At 60.1% G+C, this 17,127-nt stretch carries 15 protein-coding genes and 1 pseudogene; 8 read left to right on the forward strand and 8 right to left on the reverse strand.

Annotated elements, in window-relative coordinates; all coding sequences use genetic code 11:
• The first annotated feature begins 60 nt into the window (after window positions 1–60).
• The 5 genes from ureE to AAEZ05_RS09725 all read left to right on the forward strand — a co-directional run bounded on the left by ureE (window position 61) and on the right by AAEZ05_RS09725 (window position 3,827).
• Window positions 61–561, forward strand: coding sequence for an urease accessory protein UreE (ureE, locus tag AAEZ05_RS09705; RefSeq protein ID WP_045058946.1), 501 nt, complete (start codon window positions 61–63; stop codon window positions 559–561).
• Entirely contained in the window at window positions 558–1,232 is a 675-nt protein-coding gene (locus AAEZ05_RS09710; RefSeq protein ID WP_350647052.1) for an urease accessory protein UreF, read from the forward strand. The genes ureE and AAEZ05_RS09710 overlap by 4 nt, the downstream gene beginning before the upstream one ends.
• 9 nt (window positions 1,233–1,241) lie before the next feature.
• Window positions 1,242–1,856: an urease accessory protein UreG gene (ureG, locus tag AAEZ05_RS09715; RefSeq protein WP_045058944.1), complete on the forward strand. Its 615-nt coding sequence runs from the start codon at window positions 1,242–1,244 to the stop codon at window positions 1,854–1,856.
• Window positions 1,857–1,887: 31 nt separating this feature from the next.
• Complete coding sequence (locus AAEZ05_RS09720) at window positions 1,888–2,460, forward strand: HupE/UreJ family protein (protein ID WP_045058943.1); 573 nt, start codon at window positions 1,888–1,890, stop codon at window positions 2,458–2,460.
• 239 nt (window positions 2,461–2,699) lie between these two features.
• The gene (locus tag AAEZ05_RS09725) at window positions 2,700–3,827 is read left to right on the forward strand and encodes an AGE family epimerase/isomerase (RefSeq protein ID WP_350600584.1); all 1,128 of its coding nucleotides are present in this window, start codon (window positions 2,700–2,702) and stop codon (window positions 3,825–3,827) included.
• A gap of 111 nt (window positions 3,828–3,938) precedes the next feature.
• Here AAEZ05_RS09725 and AAEZ05_RS09730 read toward each other — a convergent pair whose 3' ends face one another.
• The 8 genes from AAEZ05_RS09730 to amaB form a co-directional block, all read right to left on the reverse strand.
• Window positions 3,939–4,709, reverse strand: a complete 771-nt coding sequence (locus tag AAEZ05_RS09730; RefSeq protein ID WP_350647055.1) for an SDR family oxidoreductase — start codon at window positions 4,707–4,709, stop codon at window positions 3,939–3,941.
• A gap of 836 nt (window positions 4,710–5,545) precedes the next feature.
• Entirely contained in the window at window positions 5,546–6,262 is a 717-nt protein-coding gene (locus tag AAEZ05_RS09735; protein ID WP_122841576.1) for an ABC transporter ATP-binding protein, read from the reverse strand.
• Entirely contained in the window at window positions 6,259–7,131 is an 873-nt protein-coding gene (locus tag AAEZ05_RS09740; protein WP_045058939.1) for an ABC transporter ATP-binding protein, read from the reverse strand. The genes AAEZ05_RS09735 and AAEZ05_RS09740 overlap by 4 nt, the downstream gene beginning before the upstream one ends.
• A complete protein-coding gene (livM, locus tag AAEZ05_RS09745; protein ID WP_045058938.1) occupies window positions 7,128–8,411 on the reverse strand; it encodes a high-affinity branched-chain amino acid ABC transporter permease LivM in 1,284 nt (427 codons plus the stop codon). The genes AAEZ05_RS09740 and livM overlap by 4 nt, the downstream gene beginning before the upstream one ends.
• 3 nt (window positions 8,412–8,414) lie before the next feature.
• On the reverse strand, window positions 8,415–9,329 hold the full coding sequence (locus AAEZ05_RS09750; RefSeq protein ID WP_045058937.1) for an ABC transporter permease subunit: 915 nt from the start codon (window positions 9,327–9,329) through the stop codon (window positions 8,415–8,417).
• 241 nt (window positions 9,330–9,570) lie between these two features.
• Window positions 9,571–10,704 (reverse strand): branched-chain amino acid ABC transporter substrate-binding protein, encoded by a 1,134-nt coding sequence (locus AAEZ05_RS09755; RefSeq protein WP_045058936.1) that lies wholly within the window; start codon window positions 10,702–10,704, stop codon window positions 9,571–9,573.
• A 364-nt stretch (window positions 10,705–11,068) separates the two neighbouring features.
• On the reverse strand, window positions 11,069–12,352 hold the full coding sequence (gene amaA / locus AAEZ05_RS09760; RefSeq protein WP_045058935.1) for an L-pipecolate oxidase: 1,284 nt from the start codon (window positions 12,350–12,352) through the stop codon (window positions 11,069–11,071).
• Between the two features lie 134 nt (window positions 12,353–12,486).
• Complete coding sequence (gene amaB / locus AAEZ05_RS09765; RefSeq protein WP_045058934.1) at window positions 12,487–13,977, reverse strand: L-piperidine-6-carboxylate dehydrogenase; 1,491 nt, start codon at window positions 13,975–13,977, stop codon at window positions 12,487–12,489.
• A 175-nt stretch (window positions 13,978–14,152) separates the two neighbouring features.
• On the opposite strand from amaB, the gene AAEZ05_RS09770 reads away from it, so the two are divergent.
• From AAEZ05_RS09770 to nadE, 3 genes and pseudogenes are all read left to right on the forward strand, one after another.
• Window positions 14,153–15,064 (forward strand): LysR family transcriptional regulator, encoded by a 912-nt coding sequence (locus AAEZ05_RS09770; protein ID WP_045058933.1) that lies wholly within the window; start codon window positions 14,153–14,155, stop codon window positions 15,062–15,064.
• 228 nt (window positions 15,065–15,292) lie between these two features.
• Window positions 15,293–16,519, forward strand: a complete 1,227-nt coding sequence (pncB, locus tag AAEZ05_RS09775) for a nicotinate phosphoribosyltransferase (RefSeq protein ID WP_045058954.1) — start codon at window positions 15,293–15,295, stop codon at window positions 16,517–16,519.
• Window positions 16,520–16,523: 4 nt separating this feature from the next.
• A pseudogene (gene nadE / locus AAEZ05_RS09780) lies at window positions 16,524–17,048 on the forward strand (NAD(+) synthase); the annotation flags it as partial.
• Window positions 17,049–17,127: the final 79 nt, after the last annotated feature.

Consider the following 17,127-nt stretch of genomic DNA (forward strand, 5'->3'; position numbering starts at 1 on the left):
CGCCGATCTGGCAAGCCCCTTGCTCTAGCATGACTATCGTTCATTGCTGGAAGCTTTCCGATGCTGGTGATTCATCGCAGGATCGACCCTCAACCCGTCTGGGCCGCCGAGTTACACCTGACCTTCGAAGCCCGGAGCAAAAGCCGTTTGCGCTGTTTCAGTGCCGAACAGGAAGACGTCGGGTTGTTTTTGGAACGCGGTCAGCCGCCGCTGTATGACGGCGAATGCCTGCAGGCTGAGGACGGCCGCGTCGTGCGCGTGTGCGCCCGTCCCGAACAACTGCTGCACGTCACCTGCGCCAACGCCTTCGAACTGACCCGTGCGGCCTATCACCTCGGCAATCGCCACGTTGCGCTGCAAGTCGGCGACGGTTGGCTGCGCCTGCTCGATGATTACGTGCTCAAGGCCATGCTTGAACAGCTGGATGCCAAGGTCGAAAACATCGAAGCGCCGTTCCAGCCGGAACACGGTGCTTACGGCGGCGGCCATCACCACTCGCGCCACGGCGATGAAGATTTCAACTACCCGCCGAAACTGCACCAGTTCGGCGTGCGTTTATGAATCCGGCCTGGGCGCTGCTGCGCCTGGCCAGTCCGCAATTGCCGATTGGCGGCTACAGCTATTCCCAGGGACTGGAAATGGCGGTGGACAATGGCCGGGTCCATGACCCGGACACCGCCCGCCAATGGATCAGCGACCAGTTGCTGCTCAACCTGGCTCGTTTTGAAGCGCCGCTGCTACTGGCCCATTGCGAGGCGGCCGCCGCCGACAACTGGGGCGAATTGCTGCAACGCTGCGAGGAACACCGCGCCAGCCGCGAAACCCGCGAGTTGCATCAGGAAAGTCGGCAGATGGGTTATTCCCTGCAGCAGTTGCTCAATGGCTTGCCCGAGCTTGATCCACCGGCACGGGCCTTTCTTGCACAGCGCCCGGAACCCCACCTGGCCCTGGGCTGGGCCCTGGCCGCTCGCGCCTGGCAGATCAGCCCGCAGGACGCTTTGGCCGCCTGGCTGTGGAGCTGGCTGGAAAACCAATTGGCGGTGTTGATGAAAACCCTGCCCCTTGGCCAGCAGGCCGCCCAGCGGCTTACCAGCCAATTGCTGCCCCTTCTGCAGCAGGGCCAGCAAAACGCCACGCGTATTACCCCTGAACACTATGGCAGCGCCGCTTTCGGCCTGTCCCTGGCGTGTATGGCCCACGAGCGCCAGTACAGCCGTCTATTCCGTTCCTAGGAGAATCACATGAATACACAACCCTTGCGCGTAGGGATCGGCGGCCCGGTCGGCTCCGGCAAAACAGCCCTGACCCTGGCCCTGTGCCTGGCCCTGCGTGATCGCTACAACCTCGCAGTGGTGACCAACGATATCTATACCCGCGAAGACGCCGATTTCCTGGTGCGCAACGAAGCCTTGGCCCCGGGACGCATCATTGGCGTGGAAACCGGCGGCTGCCCGCACACCGCAATCCGCGAGGACGCTTCGATCAATCTTGAGGCGGTGGATCAGTTGAACCGGCGTTTCCCGGGGCTGGATCTGATCCTGGTGGAGTCCGGCGGCGACAACCTTTCGGCAACCTTCAGCCCCGAGCTGTCCGACCTGACCATCTACGTGATCGACGTATCGGCCGGCGACAAGCTGCCACGCAAGGGCGGGCCGGGGATCTGTAAGTCCGACTTGCTGGTGATCAACAAGATCGATCTCGCGCCATTGGTAGGCGCGTCCTTGACGTTGATGGACAGCGATACCACACGCATGCGTAACGGCAAGCCGTTCGTCTTCAGCAACCAGAAAACCGGCCAGGGCCTGGAAGAAATCATCGCTTTCATCGAGCGTCAGGGCCTGCTGACCGCGGCCTGACCCTTTCACATTTTCAACAAGGAAGCTCTACATGACACTCAAACGCATTCTCGGCGCCATCGTGCTGCTGCTGACACCGGCTGTCGCCTTTGCCCACCCGGGCCATGGCGACAATGGATGGATCGCGGGTATCAGCCACCCGATCGGTGGCCTTGATCACTTGCTGGCGATGGTTGCCGTGGGTTTGTGGGCGGCGCAGCAGCAAGGCGCCGCGCGCTGGGCACTGCCTTGCACTTTCGTCGGCACCATGTTGCTTGGCGGGATATTGGGCTTTGAAGGTTTGAGTATGCCTGCGCTGGAAAGCGGGATCGCGGCGTCGGTGCTGGCCCTGGGTCTGGCAGTGGCTTTGGCGGTACGTCCCCCTTTGGCCATGGCGGTCGGGGCAACGGCTTTGTTTGCACTGTTTCATGGCGTGGCCCATGGCCTGGAACTGCCTGACATGTCCAGCCCATGGGCCTACGCGGCCGGATTTGTCCTGGCGACGGCGGCATTGCATGCCGCAGGTTATGCGGTGGTTCGAGTGTTGCCGCAGGCAGCGGCGCCACTGGTCAGGCTGGCAGGTGCGGCCTCGGCGGCGACCGGGGCCTGGTTGCTGGCGGGCTGAGTTCTGTATGGCCTGGGCAGGCCTCATCGCGAGCAAGCTCGGCTCCCACAGGGTTCTGTGGATACAGACAATGGGGTTCCAGCCCGGGTCCCCTAGGGGGGTTGTGAACACCCCTAACCGGATTCCAGCCCGGGTCCTGTGGGAGCCGGGCTTGCCCGCGATGGCGGCCTGACAGACACCGCATCTCTCAGGCCTGCTAACATGTCGCGCAATCGCCCCTGCCGTGACGACGCCAGCCAATGCAGCCTGTTTCCCGCTCCGCCTCCCAGCCAGAATTGACCGCCCTGTTCGCCTCGGTGCAGCAGCATTTCCAGGAAGTGATCGTGCCACTGTGGCAAGGCCCCGGCTGGAACGCTGAACTGGCCCTGCCCTACGAGGCACTGGATGCCGAACACTCGCCACTGCCGCCCCAGCGCTATCGGGCCATGGCGTGCGCGCGGCAGCTGTATGTGTTTTCCAGCCTGATCGGCCAGGTGCCTGCCGCCGAAGAACGCAGCGCGCAGCTGTTCAGTTCTCTGCAACGACACTTCCACGACGCCGAACACGGTGGCTGGTTCTACAGCATCGACGCGCTGGGCGCGCCACTGGACCAGCGCAAAGACCTCTACACCCACGCGTTCATCTTGTTCGCCTGTGCACACTACTGGGACAAGGTGCGCGAGCCTTCAGTCGGGCACCTGCTCGATACCGCGCTGGAGGTGATTGCGCAGCGCTTCGCAACAGGCGACGGCCTGTACGAGGCGTGTCTGGAGCGCGACTGGTCATCGCTGCAAACCGGGCCCTTGCAGAACCCCCTGATGCACTTGGCAGAAGCCTTCCTGGCGACGCTGGCGGCACGTCAGGACGACGCTGTGCAAAGCATGCTGGTGACGTTATGCACAGCCATGCAGCAACGTTTCATCGATCCGCAGCAAGGCGTACTGATGGAGAAGCCGCTGGGCGCTGTGGATAACTGGTATGAACCGGGGCACCAGTTTGAATGGTACTTCCTGCTCGAATCGTCACCGCTGCTGCGCGGCTCGCAGCTGCACGGCTCACTGGAGCGGGCGTTCGCCTTCACCAAACAATCGGGGGTGGATCCACACTCAGGCGCCGTCAAGGCCATGCTCGACCTTAACGGCAAGGCCAGGGACGCCACCCAGCGCATCTGGGCCCAGGCGGAATACCTGCGTGCGCTGACCTTGAGGCCAGACGCCGAAGCCGCAGTGCAGCGTCAACTCCTGGCCTTGCAGCAGAACTTCCTGCATGCCGGAGGCTGGCATGAGTGTCGTGATGAACTGGGCCAGGTGAGCCGCAAGGATATGCCTTCAACCACGCCCTATCATCTGGCGACCTGTTATCGCGGGCTGGCGGACTATCTGGGCTAATCCGGCAGCCGTCATCGCGAGCAAGCTTTGCTCCTGCAGGTGACAGCCTTCACTGCGAGCAAGCTTTCTCCCGTGGGAGCAAAGCTTGCTCGCGATGGCCATCACTCAGGATCAAGCCTTGCCGCCATCACGATGAATGGCAAACCCAGCCCAGGTCTGGCTCACCGGCATCAGCTCAAGACTATTGATGTTGATGTGCGCCGGCGCATTAAGCACCCAGAAAATAGTATCGGCGATGTCCTGCGGTTGAATCGCCTCGGCGCCGGCGTAGGTCGCGTTGTAGCGCTCCTGGTCACCCGCGAAACGCACCAGCGAAAACTCGCTTTCGCACATGCCCGGCTCGATGTTGCTCACGCGCACGCCAGTGCCCTGGAGGTCGCAGCGCAAGCTCAGGGAGAACTGTTTGACGAAGGCCTTGGTCGCGCCATACACGTGGCTGCCCGGATACGGATAGTTACCGGCAACGGAACCCACGTTGATGATGCCAGCACCACGACCGTGGGCGATCAGGCGCGGTAACAGCAGGCGGGTGCTGTACATCAAGCCCTTGACGTTGGTGTCGACCATGGTGTCCCAGTCATCGAGATCACACTTGGGCGCAGGATCGACCCCTAAAGCCAGGCCCGCATTGTTGATCAGGCCGCGCAATGTGGCGAAAGACGGCGGCAAGTTGGCAATCGCGTCCTCCATGGCCTGGCGATCCCGCACATCCAGCACAAGGCCGTGTACCTCAGTCTGCTCGGACAATTCGGCACATAGGGCGTTGAGGCGTTCCTCACGACGGCCGGTCAGCACCAGTTTCCAGCCCGCCTCGGCAAAACGACGGGCACAGGCTTCACCAAAACCGGAAGTAGCGCCGGTGATAAACAGGGTGTCGGACATCGTGTTCTCCTAGCTTCGGCTGACGAACAGCCATTGGAATAGATAATCAGCCGGCAGCATGCCCTGCCTTGCAGGCACCGGCAACATCGAGCCACTGTACAAAAAACGACCAACCAGCGCCAAGCCATGGCCTGCCTGGCTTGCAGCCATGTACGCGCACGTTATCCACAGGCAGGTCCACAGTTAACGGGGGCAAGTCAAAAAGCCGCAAGCCGCTGTGTACAAGGCTTTGCGGGCAGATCGCAAAGTTTTTAGCTTGACCCTCGACCACGGGCGTTGTAGCCCATGGCATTTTGCACGATCCAGCTGCGTAATAGACGATGGCTCCAAGCCAGTAACTACGGCCCTCAGCCGAGTCTTTCCAGAGTTTAACCACAGACTTATCCACAGGGTGACCGGCTTGGATTTAGACCCATTCAACGTCCAACAAAATGGTTGACAAAGCCGGCCAACCAACCGCCAAAAATGCCTGATCAAATAACAACCACCTTGCTACAGGCCTTGATTACCGTGGCTCTCAGCCAGCTACTCCCACGTTATTCACAGCCAGTTCCACAGCAAACGGGGACAAGTCAAAACCGTGACAAAACAACTATTTGCAGCGGCTTTATGTCGCGGTTTAAGAGCTCGTGAATATTGTTTTCCACAATTTCGAAATACCGCGCAGCCTGCACCTGCGCGAGCGAGCCTGCTCGCGATAGCGGTCGTCCTGCGGGACGTTTTTCGACTGACATTCCACTGTCGCGAGCAGGCGCGCTCCCACAGGGTCCGGCAGCAGTGAAGATAAAAAAGCCCCGACGATCGCTCGTCGGGGCTGTTGATATCTCGGCAATGAATCAATGCCCGCCCAGATAAGCGTTACGCACCTCCTCGTTCACCAGCAGCTCCTTGCCGGTGCCTGTGAGGCGGATCTCACCGTTGACCATCACGTACGCCCGGTCCGACAGCTTCAACGCATGGTTGGCGTTCTGCTCGACCAGGAAAATGGTCATGCCGGTACTCGCCAACTCTCGCAAGGTCGAGAAGATCTGCTTCACCACAATCGGCGCCAGGCCCAGGCTCGGCTCATCCAGCAGCAGCAACTTCGGCCGGCTCATCAACGCCCGGGCGATGGCGAGCATTTGCTGCTCGCCGCCGGACATGGTCATGGCCCGCTGGGTACGCCGCTCTTCGAGCCGCGGAAACAGCTCGAACATGCGCTGCATGTCTTCTTTGGCGTACTTGTCGCCAATCGGGATGGTACCCATCAGCAGGTTTTCCTCGACGGTCATGTCGGGGAACACCCGCCGGCCTTCCGGCGACTGCGCAATGCCATGGGACGCAATGTAGTGGGACGACTTATGGGTGATGTCGACGCCCTGGTAGATAATCTGTCCGTCAGCCGCACGGGGCTGGCCGAAGATTGACATCAGCAGGGTCGACTTGCCGGCACCGTTGGAGCCGATGAGGCTGACGGTTTCACCTTCGTTGATGTGCAGCGAGACTTTTTTCAGGGCCTGGATCGGCCCGTAGAACACGTCCAGCTCCTTTAGCTCGAGGATCGGTTGAGTCATACCAACTCCTCTTCATCAGCGCCCAGGTAGGCCGCAATCACTTTCGGATCGTTGCGAATCGCTTCCGGTCCGCCTTCGGCAATGACGATGCCGTGGTCCAGCACCACAATGTGGTCGGAAATGCTCATTACCATGCCCATGTCGTGTTCGATCAGCACCACGGTCAGATCATGCTCGTCGCGCAGCAGCCGGATCATCGCGCTCAGCGCTTCGGTTTCCTGAGGGTTGAGGCCGGCGGCCGGTTCGTCGAGGCAGATGATCTGCGGCCGCGTGCACATGGCCCGGGCAATTTCCAGACGGCGTTGCTGGCCATAGGACAACTCGCCGGCCAGGCGGTTGGCGCAATCCACCAGGTCCACGACCTCCAGCCAATAGAACGCATGGTCCAGGGCATCACTTTCCGCCTTGCGGTAACCCTTGGTGTTCAGGATGCCGGCCAGCATATTGCGGTTGACCCACATGTGCTGGGCCACCAGGAGGTTTTCCAGCACCGACATTTCCTTGAACAGGCGAATGTTCTGGAAAGTGCGCGCCAGGCCGGCACGGTTTACCAGGTGGGTGCCGCCGAACATCTTGTAGTACATGCGGCTGAGGAAAGATTTTGGCGACACGAAATCGGTCGGTTTGAAGGACTCCCCAAGCAGCTGGATGACGTTGGTGCGTTCACCCCGCACATTGAGCTCGATTTTGCCGCCAGACGCCTTGTAGAAGCCGGTAAGGCAGTTGAACACCGTCGTCTTGCCTGCGCCGTTGGGGCCGATCAGGGCGAAGATCGAGTTGCGGTGCACTTTGAGGCTGACATCGCTCAACGCCTTGATGCCGCCAAAGTGCATCATCAGTTTTTCGACCGAGAGGACGACTTCGCTCATGGCGCTACTCCTTTACGCGGGGTCACACCGGTACGGCTGATCCGGATCAGGCCGCGCGGTCGCCAGATCATCATCAGCACCATCAGGATGCCGAACAACAGCACCCGGTACTCTGCGAACCCACGCAGCAGCTCCGGCGCAACGGTCAGTACGAAGGCTGCAATCACCACGCCGATGGTCGAGCCCATCCCACCCAGGACCACGATGGCCAGGATCAGCGCCGATTCGAAGAAGGTGAACGAGGTCGGGTTGACGAAGCCTTGATAAGTGGCGAAGAACACCCCGGCCAGACCCGCAGTCGACGCACCGATGGTAAAAGCCGAGAGCTTGACCAGTACGTGGTTCAGGCCCATGGACCGGCAGGCGATTTCATCTTCGCGCAAGGCTTCCCAGGCACGGCCGACGGGCATCTTGACCAGACGATGCTTGATGTACAGCACGGCCAGGACCACCAGGAACAACACCGCATAGATGAAGTAGTACTTCACGTCCGGGTTGTAGGCGATGCCGAAGAACTCGTGGAAAGGCACCCCGCCATCTTTGGCGCGCTTGCCGAACTCCAGGCCGAAGAACGTCGGCAGAGGTGCAGCCATGCCGTTCGGGCCACCGGTCAACGACAGCCAGTTGTTGAGGACCAGCCGGATGATTTCACCAAACCCCAGGGTCACGATCGCCAGGTAGTCGCCGTGCAGGCGCAATACCGGGAAACCGAGGATGCAACCGGCCAGGCCCGCCATGATCGCCGCCAGCGGCAGTACCGTCCAGAAGCCCAGGCCCAGGTACTGGTAACCGAGTGCCAGGCCGTAGGCGCCAATGGCGTAGAACGCCACGTAGCCAAGGTCGAGCAGGCCGGCCAGACCGACCACGATGTTCAAGCCGAGGCCGAGCAGCACGTAGATCAGGCCGAGGATGACCACGCCCAGCAGGTAGGAGTTGGAGAAAAACGGGAAGACTACGGCGATGACAATCAACAGCGGGATTATCCAGCGCAACCGTGATTTGTAATCCGGTGGCAGCACGTGCACGCCGGAGCCGGTGCTTTCAAAACCTTCGAGGATTTTCAGGCCTTTGGGGGTCTGCAGGAACAGGCTCAGGGCAAAGCGCCCCGCCATGACGATCGCGACAATCCAGGCCACGCGCGTCGTTTCCAGATTGAAGCCGTATCCGTCGAGGACCACGCCGACAATCGGGCCGAACACAATCAGGGCAACCAGACCGGCAAGAATCGCGTCAACCAGGCTTCTTTTGAGATCAATGGTTTTTTTAGTGGTTGAAGACATCGCTTACACCTTCGACACAAGAGGACGGCCGAGCAGGCCTTGGGGCCGAAAGACCAGAACGAGAACGAGCAGCGAGAAGCTGAAGACGTCTTTGTAGTCCGAGTTGACCAGGCCGGAGAACAGCGACTCGGAGATCCCGAGAATGATCCCGCCGAGCATCGCTCCCGGTAGCGAGCCAATCCCGCCGAGTACCGCAGCGGTAAACGCCTTGATCCCGATGATGAAGCCGGCATAGAAGTCGAAAGTGCCGTAGTTCATGGTGATCAGCACGCCGGCCAGGGCTGCCATGGCTGCACCGATGATGAACACGTAGGAAATCACCCGGTCGGTGTTGATCCCCAGGATCGAGGCCATCTTGCGGTCTTGCTGGGTCGCGCGGCACATGCGGCCGAGCTTGGTGTACTTGATGATGTAGGTCAGCAACGCCATGCCGGCAAATGCTGCGACCAGAATGAACACCTTGGTGTAGGTCAGTTGCACAAAACCTGTGCCGACCTCGACACGCCAGGCCCCCGTAAGCAGGGTGGGTACGCCTTGTTGCTTGGCGCCCTGGGCGATCTGTGCATAGTTTTGCAGGATCAGGGAGATGCCGATGGCGCTGATCAGCGGTGCCAGGCGGGTGGAGTTACGCAGGGGTTTATAGGCGACGCGCTCGATGACCCAGCCATACACCGCCGTGACGATGATGGTGAAGATCAGCGTGCCGAGCATCAGCAGCGGGAAGGATTCAATACCGAAGTATGCCAGCAGAGCCAGACTGATCGCCGCGAGGTAAGCGGAAATCATGTAAACCTCGCCATGGGCGAAGTTGATCATGCCAATGATGCCATAGACCATTGTGTAGCCGATGGCGATCAGGCCATAGACCGACCCGAGGGTCAGGCCGTTGACCAGTTGCTGCAGGAAAATACCATCCATAACGCAATCTCACGCAGTGAGAACCTGCGCACCGTCGGTGCGCGGTTCTTCTAAGGAAAATACAGATATACGTCGGAGCAATGTCAGTCAGGATCAGACTTCACACCACCGCCCCCCTGTAGGAGCGAGCTTGCTCGCGATTGCGGTTTAACATTCAACGAATGCGTTGCCTGTCAGTCCGTCATCGCGAGCAAGCTCGCTCCTACAGGGGAACTGTGGATTCAGCCGATCGAGTCAGCCCTTACTTCTGTTTTTCCAGCTGGTGGTATTTGCCATCCTTGTCCCACTGGTAAACCACGTAGTCGGAGACTTTCAGGTCGCCCTTGCTGTCCCAGGTCTTTTCACCCATGACAGTCTTGACCGGGTTCTTCTTCAGCCACTCAGCCGCTTTTTCGCCACTGTTGGACTTGGCGCCGTTGAACGCTGCCGCCAGGGTCTGAACCGAAGCGTAGGCGTACAGGGTGTAGCCTTCAGGCTCGGTGCCAGCTTTGCGGAACGCATCCACCACAGCCTTGCTGTCTGGCAGCAGGCGCGGATCAGCGCCGAAAGTCATCAGCACGCCATCAACGAATTGCGGACCGCCAGCGGTGGTCACCAGTTCGTCGGTCACGATGCCGTCATCGGACATGAACTTGACGTCTTTCAGGCCTTGCTCACGCAGCTGGCGAACCAGAGGACCGGCTTCAGGGTGCAGGCCACCGAAGTAGACGACATCGGCGCCAGCGCCGCGGACTTTGGTAACAATGGTGCTGAAGTCTTTTTCGCCGCGGGTCAGGCCTTCATACAGCACTGGCGTAACGCCGCGCTTGACCAGTTGAGCCTTGGTAGCATCAGCCAGGCCCTGGCCGTAGGTGTCCTTGTCGTGCAGCACGACCACTTTTTTGCCCTTGAGCACATCGACAATGTAATCGCCAGCGACGATGCCCTGTTGGTCGTCACGCCCGCACATACGGAACATGGCGCTCAAGCCGCGCTCGGTCACCTGTGGGTTGGTGGAACCCGGGGTGATGGCGATAATGCCCGCTTCGTCGTAGATCTCGGAGGCCGGGATTGTCGACGAGGAGCAGAAATGGCCGACCACGCCTGCCACTTTCTGGTTGGTCAGGTCCTTGGCGACCGTCACAGCCTGTTTCGGTTCGCAGGCGTCATCGCCCTTCACCAGTACGATTTTTTCCCCGTTGACGCCGCCTGCTGCGTTGACCGCATCGGCCGCAGCCTGTGCACCCTTCATGTACTGCTCGCCAAATGCCGCGTTAGCGCCAGTCATGGGACCCGCCACACCGATTTTCACATCAGCTTGTGCAAACGCAGAAACACCCAACGCAGCTGCCACTGCGAGGGCCAGAAAGCCTTTCTTGTAAAACGTCTGGGACATGAGGTGGTGCTCCAAGGTTTTTTTTAGTTGGCACTGCGACTTCACTGAATGCTCAGAGCAAGGGCCGTGCCATCGGTTTTTTATTCTTGAAAAAGTCGCTGAGTTATTGTTATTCCGACTGTTTTGAACCCGTCTTCATTGGGCGTGCAACCGTCTAAACCGCAGAAGGTAAAACCATTAATTCCCGAAGGCGCAACCCGCCCGCGCCATCATTGCAACCGCGACACCAAACGACGTGCAACCAGCCTGTAACATCGTGCGTCACCGAAGTGCACACCGCTGGTGCGGGACTGCTACAACCCGCACCATTACAGGCTAGTCGCTGCTCGAAAAAGCGCCGCTTTTCAGTAACATCTTTCAACAATCAAATGACGATGCGCAGGCACTGGCCTGCGTGATACAGCGAGAAGCCCGCCTCGTAGAGGCAACTGCGTATGCCCACGCCTGTCAGGGGTTGCATGGGTGCAAACGGAATCGGCAACGCCTGAGGATTGCCGTTACACAGGTAATCGGCAAACGCCTTGCCAACCACCGTCCCCGTGGTGACCCCGCGCCCGTTGTATCCGGTGACTGCCACAATTCCGGGCGCTGGTTCGAACAGGCGCATCAGGTGATCCGGGGTGAAGGCGATGCAGCCGGTCCAGGTGCACTCCCACTCCACCGGCTTGAGATAGGGGAAGTAATGCTGCTGTACCCGATCCGCCCACGCCTTGAGGAACCACACCGGCTTTTGATTGCCGTTGCCGAGGCTACCGAGCAGCAGACGCCCGTCTTTATCGCGACGAATACTGCTGAGCACTTGCCGGGTATCCCAGGACCCCTGGCCACCGGGCAGGATCTGTTGCGCGGCTTCTTCAGTCAGCGGGACTGACGCCACCTGGTAGTAATAACCGGGGAAGAAATTACGCCGCAGTTCGGTCCAGTCGCCCTCGGTGTAGGCGTTGGACGCGATGACCACCTGTTCGGCCAACACCGAACCCTGCGCAGTCTGCACCGACCATTTCTGGCCCTGACGCTCCAGCCGAGTCACCGCTGAATGGTCGAACAGCTGCCCGCCCAGGCCAATGGCTGCCTTGGCCAGGCCACTGGTGTAGGCCATCGGGTTAATCGTACCGGCACGCCGATCCAGCAGTGCGGCGGCAATTTTGCGGGTACCGGTGGCTTGCTCGCAGGCCTGGCCTGTCAACAATTCCACAGGCGCGCCGCGACGTTTCCATTGTTCTTCGCGACTGCGCAGATCCGCTTCGCCACGGGCGTTATGCGCCATGTGCAGCGTGCCTTCGCGGCGCAATTGGCAATCGATGTTGTACTTGTCGACCAGGCTGAACACCAGGGACGGCGCTGCACCGAGCATGCGATTGAGCTGACTGCCCACTGCCTCGCCGAACCCGGCTTCGATCTCGTCAGGCGGGATCCACATACCGGCGTTGACCAGGCCGACGTTACGCCCGGAACCGCCATGCCCGGCCCGATGCGCTTCCAGCACACAGACCGTCTTGCCCTGCTCCAGCAGATGCACCGCCGCCGACAGCCCGGTGAAGCCCGCGCCAATCACGCAGACATCGGCCTTGACCTCGCCTTTGAGCGAAGCATTGTCGGGCCTTTGCGGCGTCAGTTTTTCCCACAGACATTCTTCGCGTAGCGGCATTGCCAGACTCCAACAGAAACCTAACCAACACATCAAAAGATCGCAGCCTTCGGCAGCTCCTACAAAACCGCAGCCAGGCACGATCCTGTAGGAGCTGCCGAAGGCTGCGATCTTTTCAAGCTCACCACCATCACTTAGTCAAACGTGATCCCCTGAGCCAACGGCAACTCCAGCGAATAGTTCACGGTATTGGTCTGGCGACGCATATAACCGCGCCATGCATCCGAGCCCGACTCGCGTCCGCCGCCGGTCTCTTTCTCGCCACCAAATGCGCCACCGATTTCCGCGCCGCTCGGGCCGATGTTGACGTTGGCAATACCACAGTCGCTGCCGACCGCTGACATGAATTGCTCGGCTTCGCGCACGTCAGTGGTGAAGATGCACGAAGACAGGCCTTGAGGCACTGCATTGTTCAGGCGCAAGGCTTCCTCGAAATCCTTGTAACCGACCACGTAGAGAATCGGTGCGAAGGTTTCGCTGCACACTACATCGCTCTGCTCCGGCATCTCGACGATCGCAGGCTGAACGTAATAGGCGTTCGGGTATTGGTCTTCCAGCTGGCGCTTGCCGCCGAATACCCGGCCACCTTCGCTCAAAGCCTGCTCCAGCGCGTCCTGCATGTTCTCGAAGCTGTGCTTGTCGATCAGCGGGCCAATCAGGTTGCCTTCCAGCGGGTTGCCGATGCGCACTTTTGAGTAAGCGGCTTTCAGGCGGGTCACGATCTCTTCTTTGACCGATTCATGGGCAATCAGGCGGCGCAAGGTGGTGCAGCGCTGGCCGGCGGTGCCGACAGCACTGAACAGGATGGCGCGCACGGCCATGTCCAGGTCGGCACTTGGGCCAAGGATCATCGCATTGTTGCCGCCCAGCTCAAGGATGCTGCGGGCAAAACGCGCAGCGATTTTCGGGGCCACTTCGCGGCCCATGCGGGTGCTGCCGGTGGCGCTGACCAACGCCACGCGCGGGTCATCCACCAAGGCTTCACCGGCATCGCGACCGCCAATGATGACCTGGCTCAAATGCGGCGGTGCGTCGCTGAAGTTTTTCAGCACCCGATCAAACAGTGCCTGGCATGCCAGGGCGGTCAGCGGAGTTTTCTCGGACGGCTTCCAGATCACCGGGTTACCGCACACCAGTGCCAGGGTGGTGTTCCAGGCCCAGACGGCCACCGGGAAGTTGAACGCGCTGATCACCCCGACCACGCCCAGCGGATGCCAGGTCTCACGCATGTGGTGGCCCGGGCGCTCGGAGGCGATGGTCAAACCGTACAGCTGTCGTGACAAACCGACAGCGAAATCGCAAATATCGATCATTTCCTGAACTTCACCCAGGCCTTCCTGGGTGATCTTGCCCGCTTCCCACGACACCAGCTCGCCGAGGTCGGCCTTGTATTCGCGAAGAATGTCGCCCAGTTGGCGCACCAATTCGCCCCGGCGCGGTGCCGGCACCTTGCGCCACAATTCGAACGCATGATCTGCACGACTGATGTGCTGCTCGACTTCGGCAGCCCCTTCCCAGTTGACGGCAGCAATCTGGCTGCCATCGATCGGTGAATGCACCGGCACTTTGCCGTTCTGGTACAGGGCCGGGTTTACACCAAGACGATCAAGCAATGCGGCAACCATGGGTCACTCCTCAAACAAAAGACAGAACGTGTGCAGCCGCACGATCACGGCTGATCAGGCCTGTAGTTTTAGCTTTCCGGAGGTTACTCAACAAACGACCTTTAAGAGAGATATCATTCCGTTTATTCATGCTGTGCATTGCTGGCAATAAAGAGACAAGAAGAAAGGATCGCCCATGCTGAACAAACGCTACCTGCCATCGATCACCGCGCTGCAGTGTTTCGAGGCTGTCACCCGGCATTTGAGCTTCACCCGGGCCGCCGAAGAGCTGAACCTGACCCAAAGCGCCGTCAGCAAACAGGTGGCGCAACTTGAAGAGTTATTGCAACACCTGCTGTTTCGCCGGGTGCGTCGCCGCCTGCAGATGACTCCGGCAGGCGATCTGTACCTGGTGGAGGTACGAAAAATCCTCACTCAGGTCGAGATGTCTACCCATTATCTGCGTTCCTACGGTGGAGAAACCGAAGTCCTGCGGGTCTCGACGCCGCCGACCTTTGGCGCGCGCTGGCTGGTGCCGCGCCTGAAAGGCTGGCGCCTGCGGCATCCGTCGATCCATCTGGACCTGTGCAGCGAACAGGAAGCCGATGATTTGCTGCAAGGCCGCAGCGACCTGGCGTTCTACTTTGGCCAAGGGTCACGCCCGGGCACCGAATGCCTGAAGCTGTTCAGCGAGGAGCTGGTTCCGGTGTGTGCCCCGGGCAGCCTTCCGGCCACACCTTTCACCGACCCAACCCAGCTCGCTGACCTGGTCCTGCTGCAAAACGCCTCCCGGCCACAGGCCTGGCACGACTGGTTCGACAGTCAGGGCTATCACACCGAACACAGCTACCACGGGCCGCGCTTCGAAACCTTCTACATGTGCATCCGCGCCGCCCAGGTAGGCTGTGGCGTGGCGTTGTTGCCCAGGTTTCTGGTGGAAGAGGAATTGGCCGACGGCAAACTGGTCATACCCTGGAAGCATGCGATGCCCAGCACTGATTCTTACTACCTGGCATACCCGGAACATTCGGCGGACGTGCCGAAGGTGCGCGATTTCGTGAAGTGGATGCTGGAGCAGATTGATAGCCCGGAAATGCCGCAAAACTGAGGCATCACACCGCCTTCTGCGGGAGCGAGCCTGCTCGCGATAGCGTCGACACATCCGACATTCAGGTGACTGACACACCGCTATCGCGAGCAGGCTCGCTCCCACGGGATCTCCAGCGTCTAAAAAATCGCTGGCAATAACTGCCGTTGATATGCGCCACTAGCCCCATTCATTGAATCAGCTGCAATGTCGCCGCCACAGGCCGCGGCCAGCCTGGAGAACCCCGTTATGAGCGACAGCGTATTTGCCGATCGCATCGTGCAGAACCTGCTCGACACCGACTTCTACAAACTGACGATGATGCAGGCGGTGCTGCACAATTACCCGAACGTGGAAGTGGAATGGGAGTTTCGTTGCCGCAACAGCGAGGATCTGCGCCCGTACCTGGCCGAGATTCGCTTTCAGATCGAGCGCCTCGCCGAGCTGAGCCTGACCGCCGATCAACTGGGTTTCATGGAGCGCATCAGCTTCATGAAACCGGATTTCCTGCGCTTTCTCGGACTGTTTCGTTTCAACCTGCGCTACGTGCACACCGGGATCGAGAACGGCGAGCTGTTCATCCGTCTGCGCGGGCCCTGGCTGCATGTGATTTTGTTCGAAGTACCGCTGCTGTCCATCGTCAGCGAAGTGCGCAACCGCTATCGGTACCGGGAAGTCGTCCTGGAACAGGCGCGCGAGCAGCTTTATCGCAAATTCGACTGGCTGACGGCCAATGCTGCTGCCGATGAGTTATCCGAGCTGCAGGTCGCCGATTTCGGCACCCGCCGCAGGTTTTCCTACCGGGTGCAGGAAGAAGTGGTGAACGTGCTCAAGCACGACTTCCCCGGGCGTTTTGTCGGCACCAGTAACGTCCACCTGTCCCGGGAGCTGGACATGAAGCCCTTGGGCACCATGGCCCACGAATGGATCATGGCGCACCAGCAACTCGGACCGCGCCTGATCGACAGCCAGATTGCCGCGCTGGATTGCTGGGTCCGCGAGTATCGGGGCCTGCTCGGCATCGCACTGACTGACTGCATTACCACCGATGCCTTCCTGGGCGATTTCGACCTGTACTTCGCCAAGCTTTTCGATGGCCTGCGCCACGACTCCGGGGATCCGATAATCTGGGCGGAAAAAGCCATCGCCCACTACCACAAGCTCGGCATCGACCCGATGAGCAAGACCCTGGTGTTCTCCGACAGCCTGACGCTGCCCAAGTCCCTGGAAATATTCCGGGCGCTGCGCGGGCGGATCAATGTCAGCTTTGGCATCGGCACCAACCTGACCTGCGATATTCCAGGGGTTGAACCGATGAGCATCGTGCTTAAAATGGCCGCCTGCAACGGTCAGCCGGTGGCCAAGATTTCCGATGAACCGGGCAAGACCCACTGCAAAGACCCCAACTTCGTCGCCTATTTGCGACACGTTTTCAAAGTTCCTGCCGCCCTTTCCAGCACATCAAGCAAGGAGTGAATTCATGCAAGCCGTACAGCGTGAGATTGCTGAGCAGCTCAAGGTTCAACCACCATTCGCCGACGATGCCGCCCTTGAGGCTGAAGTCGCTCGACGGATCACGTTCATTCAGGATTGCCTGGTCAATTCCGGGCTCAAGGCACTGGTGCTGGGGATCAGCGGCGGCGTTGATTCCCTCACCGCCGGCCTGTTGGCCCAGCGTGCCATGCGCGAGTTGCGCGACAGCACCGGTGACGACAGCTACAAGTTCATTGCCGTCCGCCTGCCCTACGAGACCCAATTCGACGAACACGATGCCCAGGCGTCAGTGGATTTCATCGAACCGGATGAGCGCCACACCGTGAACATTGGCCCGGCAGTCAAGGCGCTGGCCAGCGAAGTCGCAGCGTTCGAAGGCAAACACGCGGTGTCGGTCGACTTTGTGCTGGGCAACACCAAGGCGCGTATGCGCATGGTCGCCCAATACACCATCGCCGGCGCGGCCCATGGCCTGGTGATCGGCACTGACCAGGCGGCGGAAGCGGTGATTTCTACCCCCCTACACTAAACTGCACAACCCCCTCTGTACACCCCGTCCCACCCCCTTCCTTCTGTCCCTCCTCCCCATT

Source organism: Pseudomonas sp. HY13-MNA-CIBAN-0226, assembly GCF_040310305.1.
Taxonomy (GTDB): domain Bacteria; phylum Pseudomonadota; class Gammaproteobacteria; order Pseudomonadales; family Pseudomonadaceae; genus Aquipseudomonas; species Aquipseudomonas gregormendelii.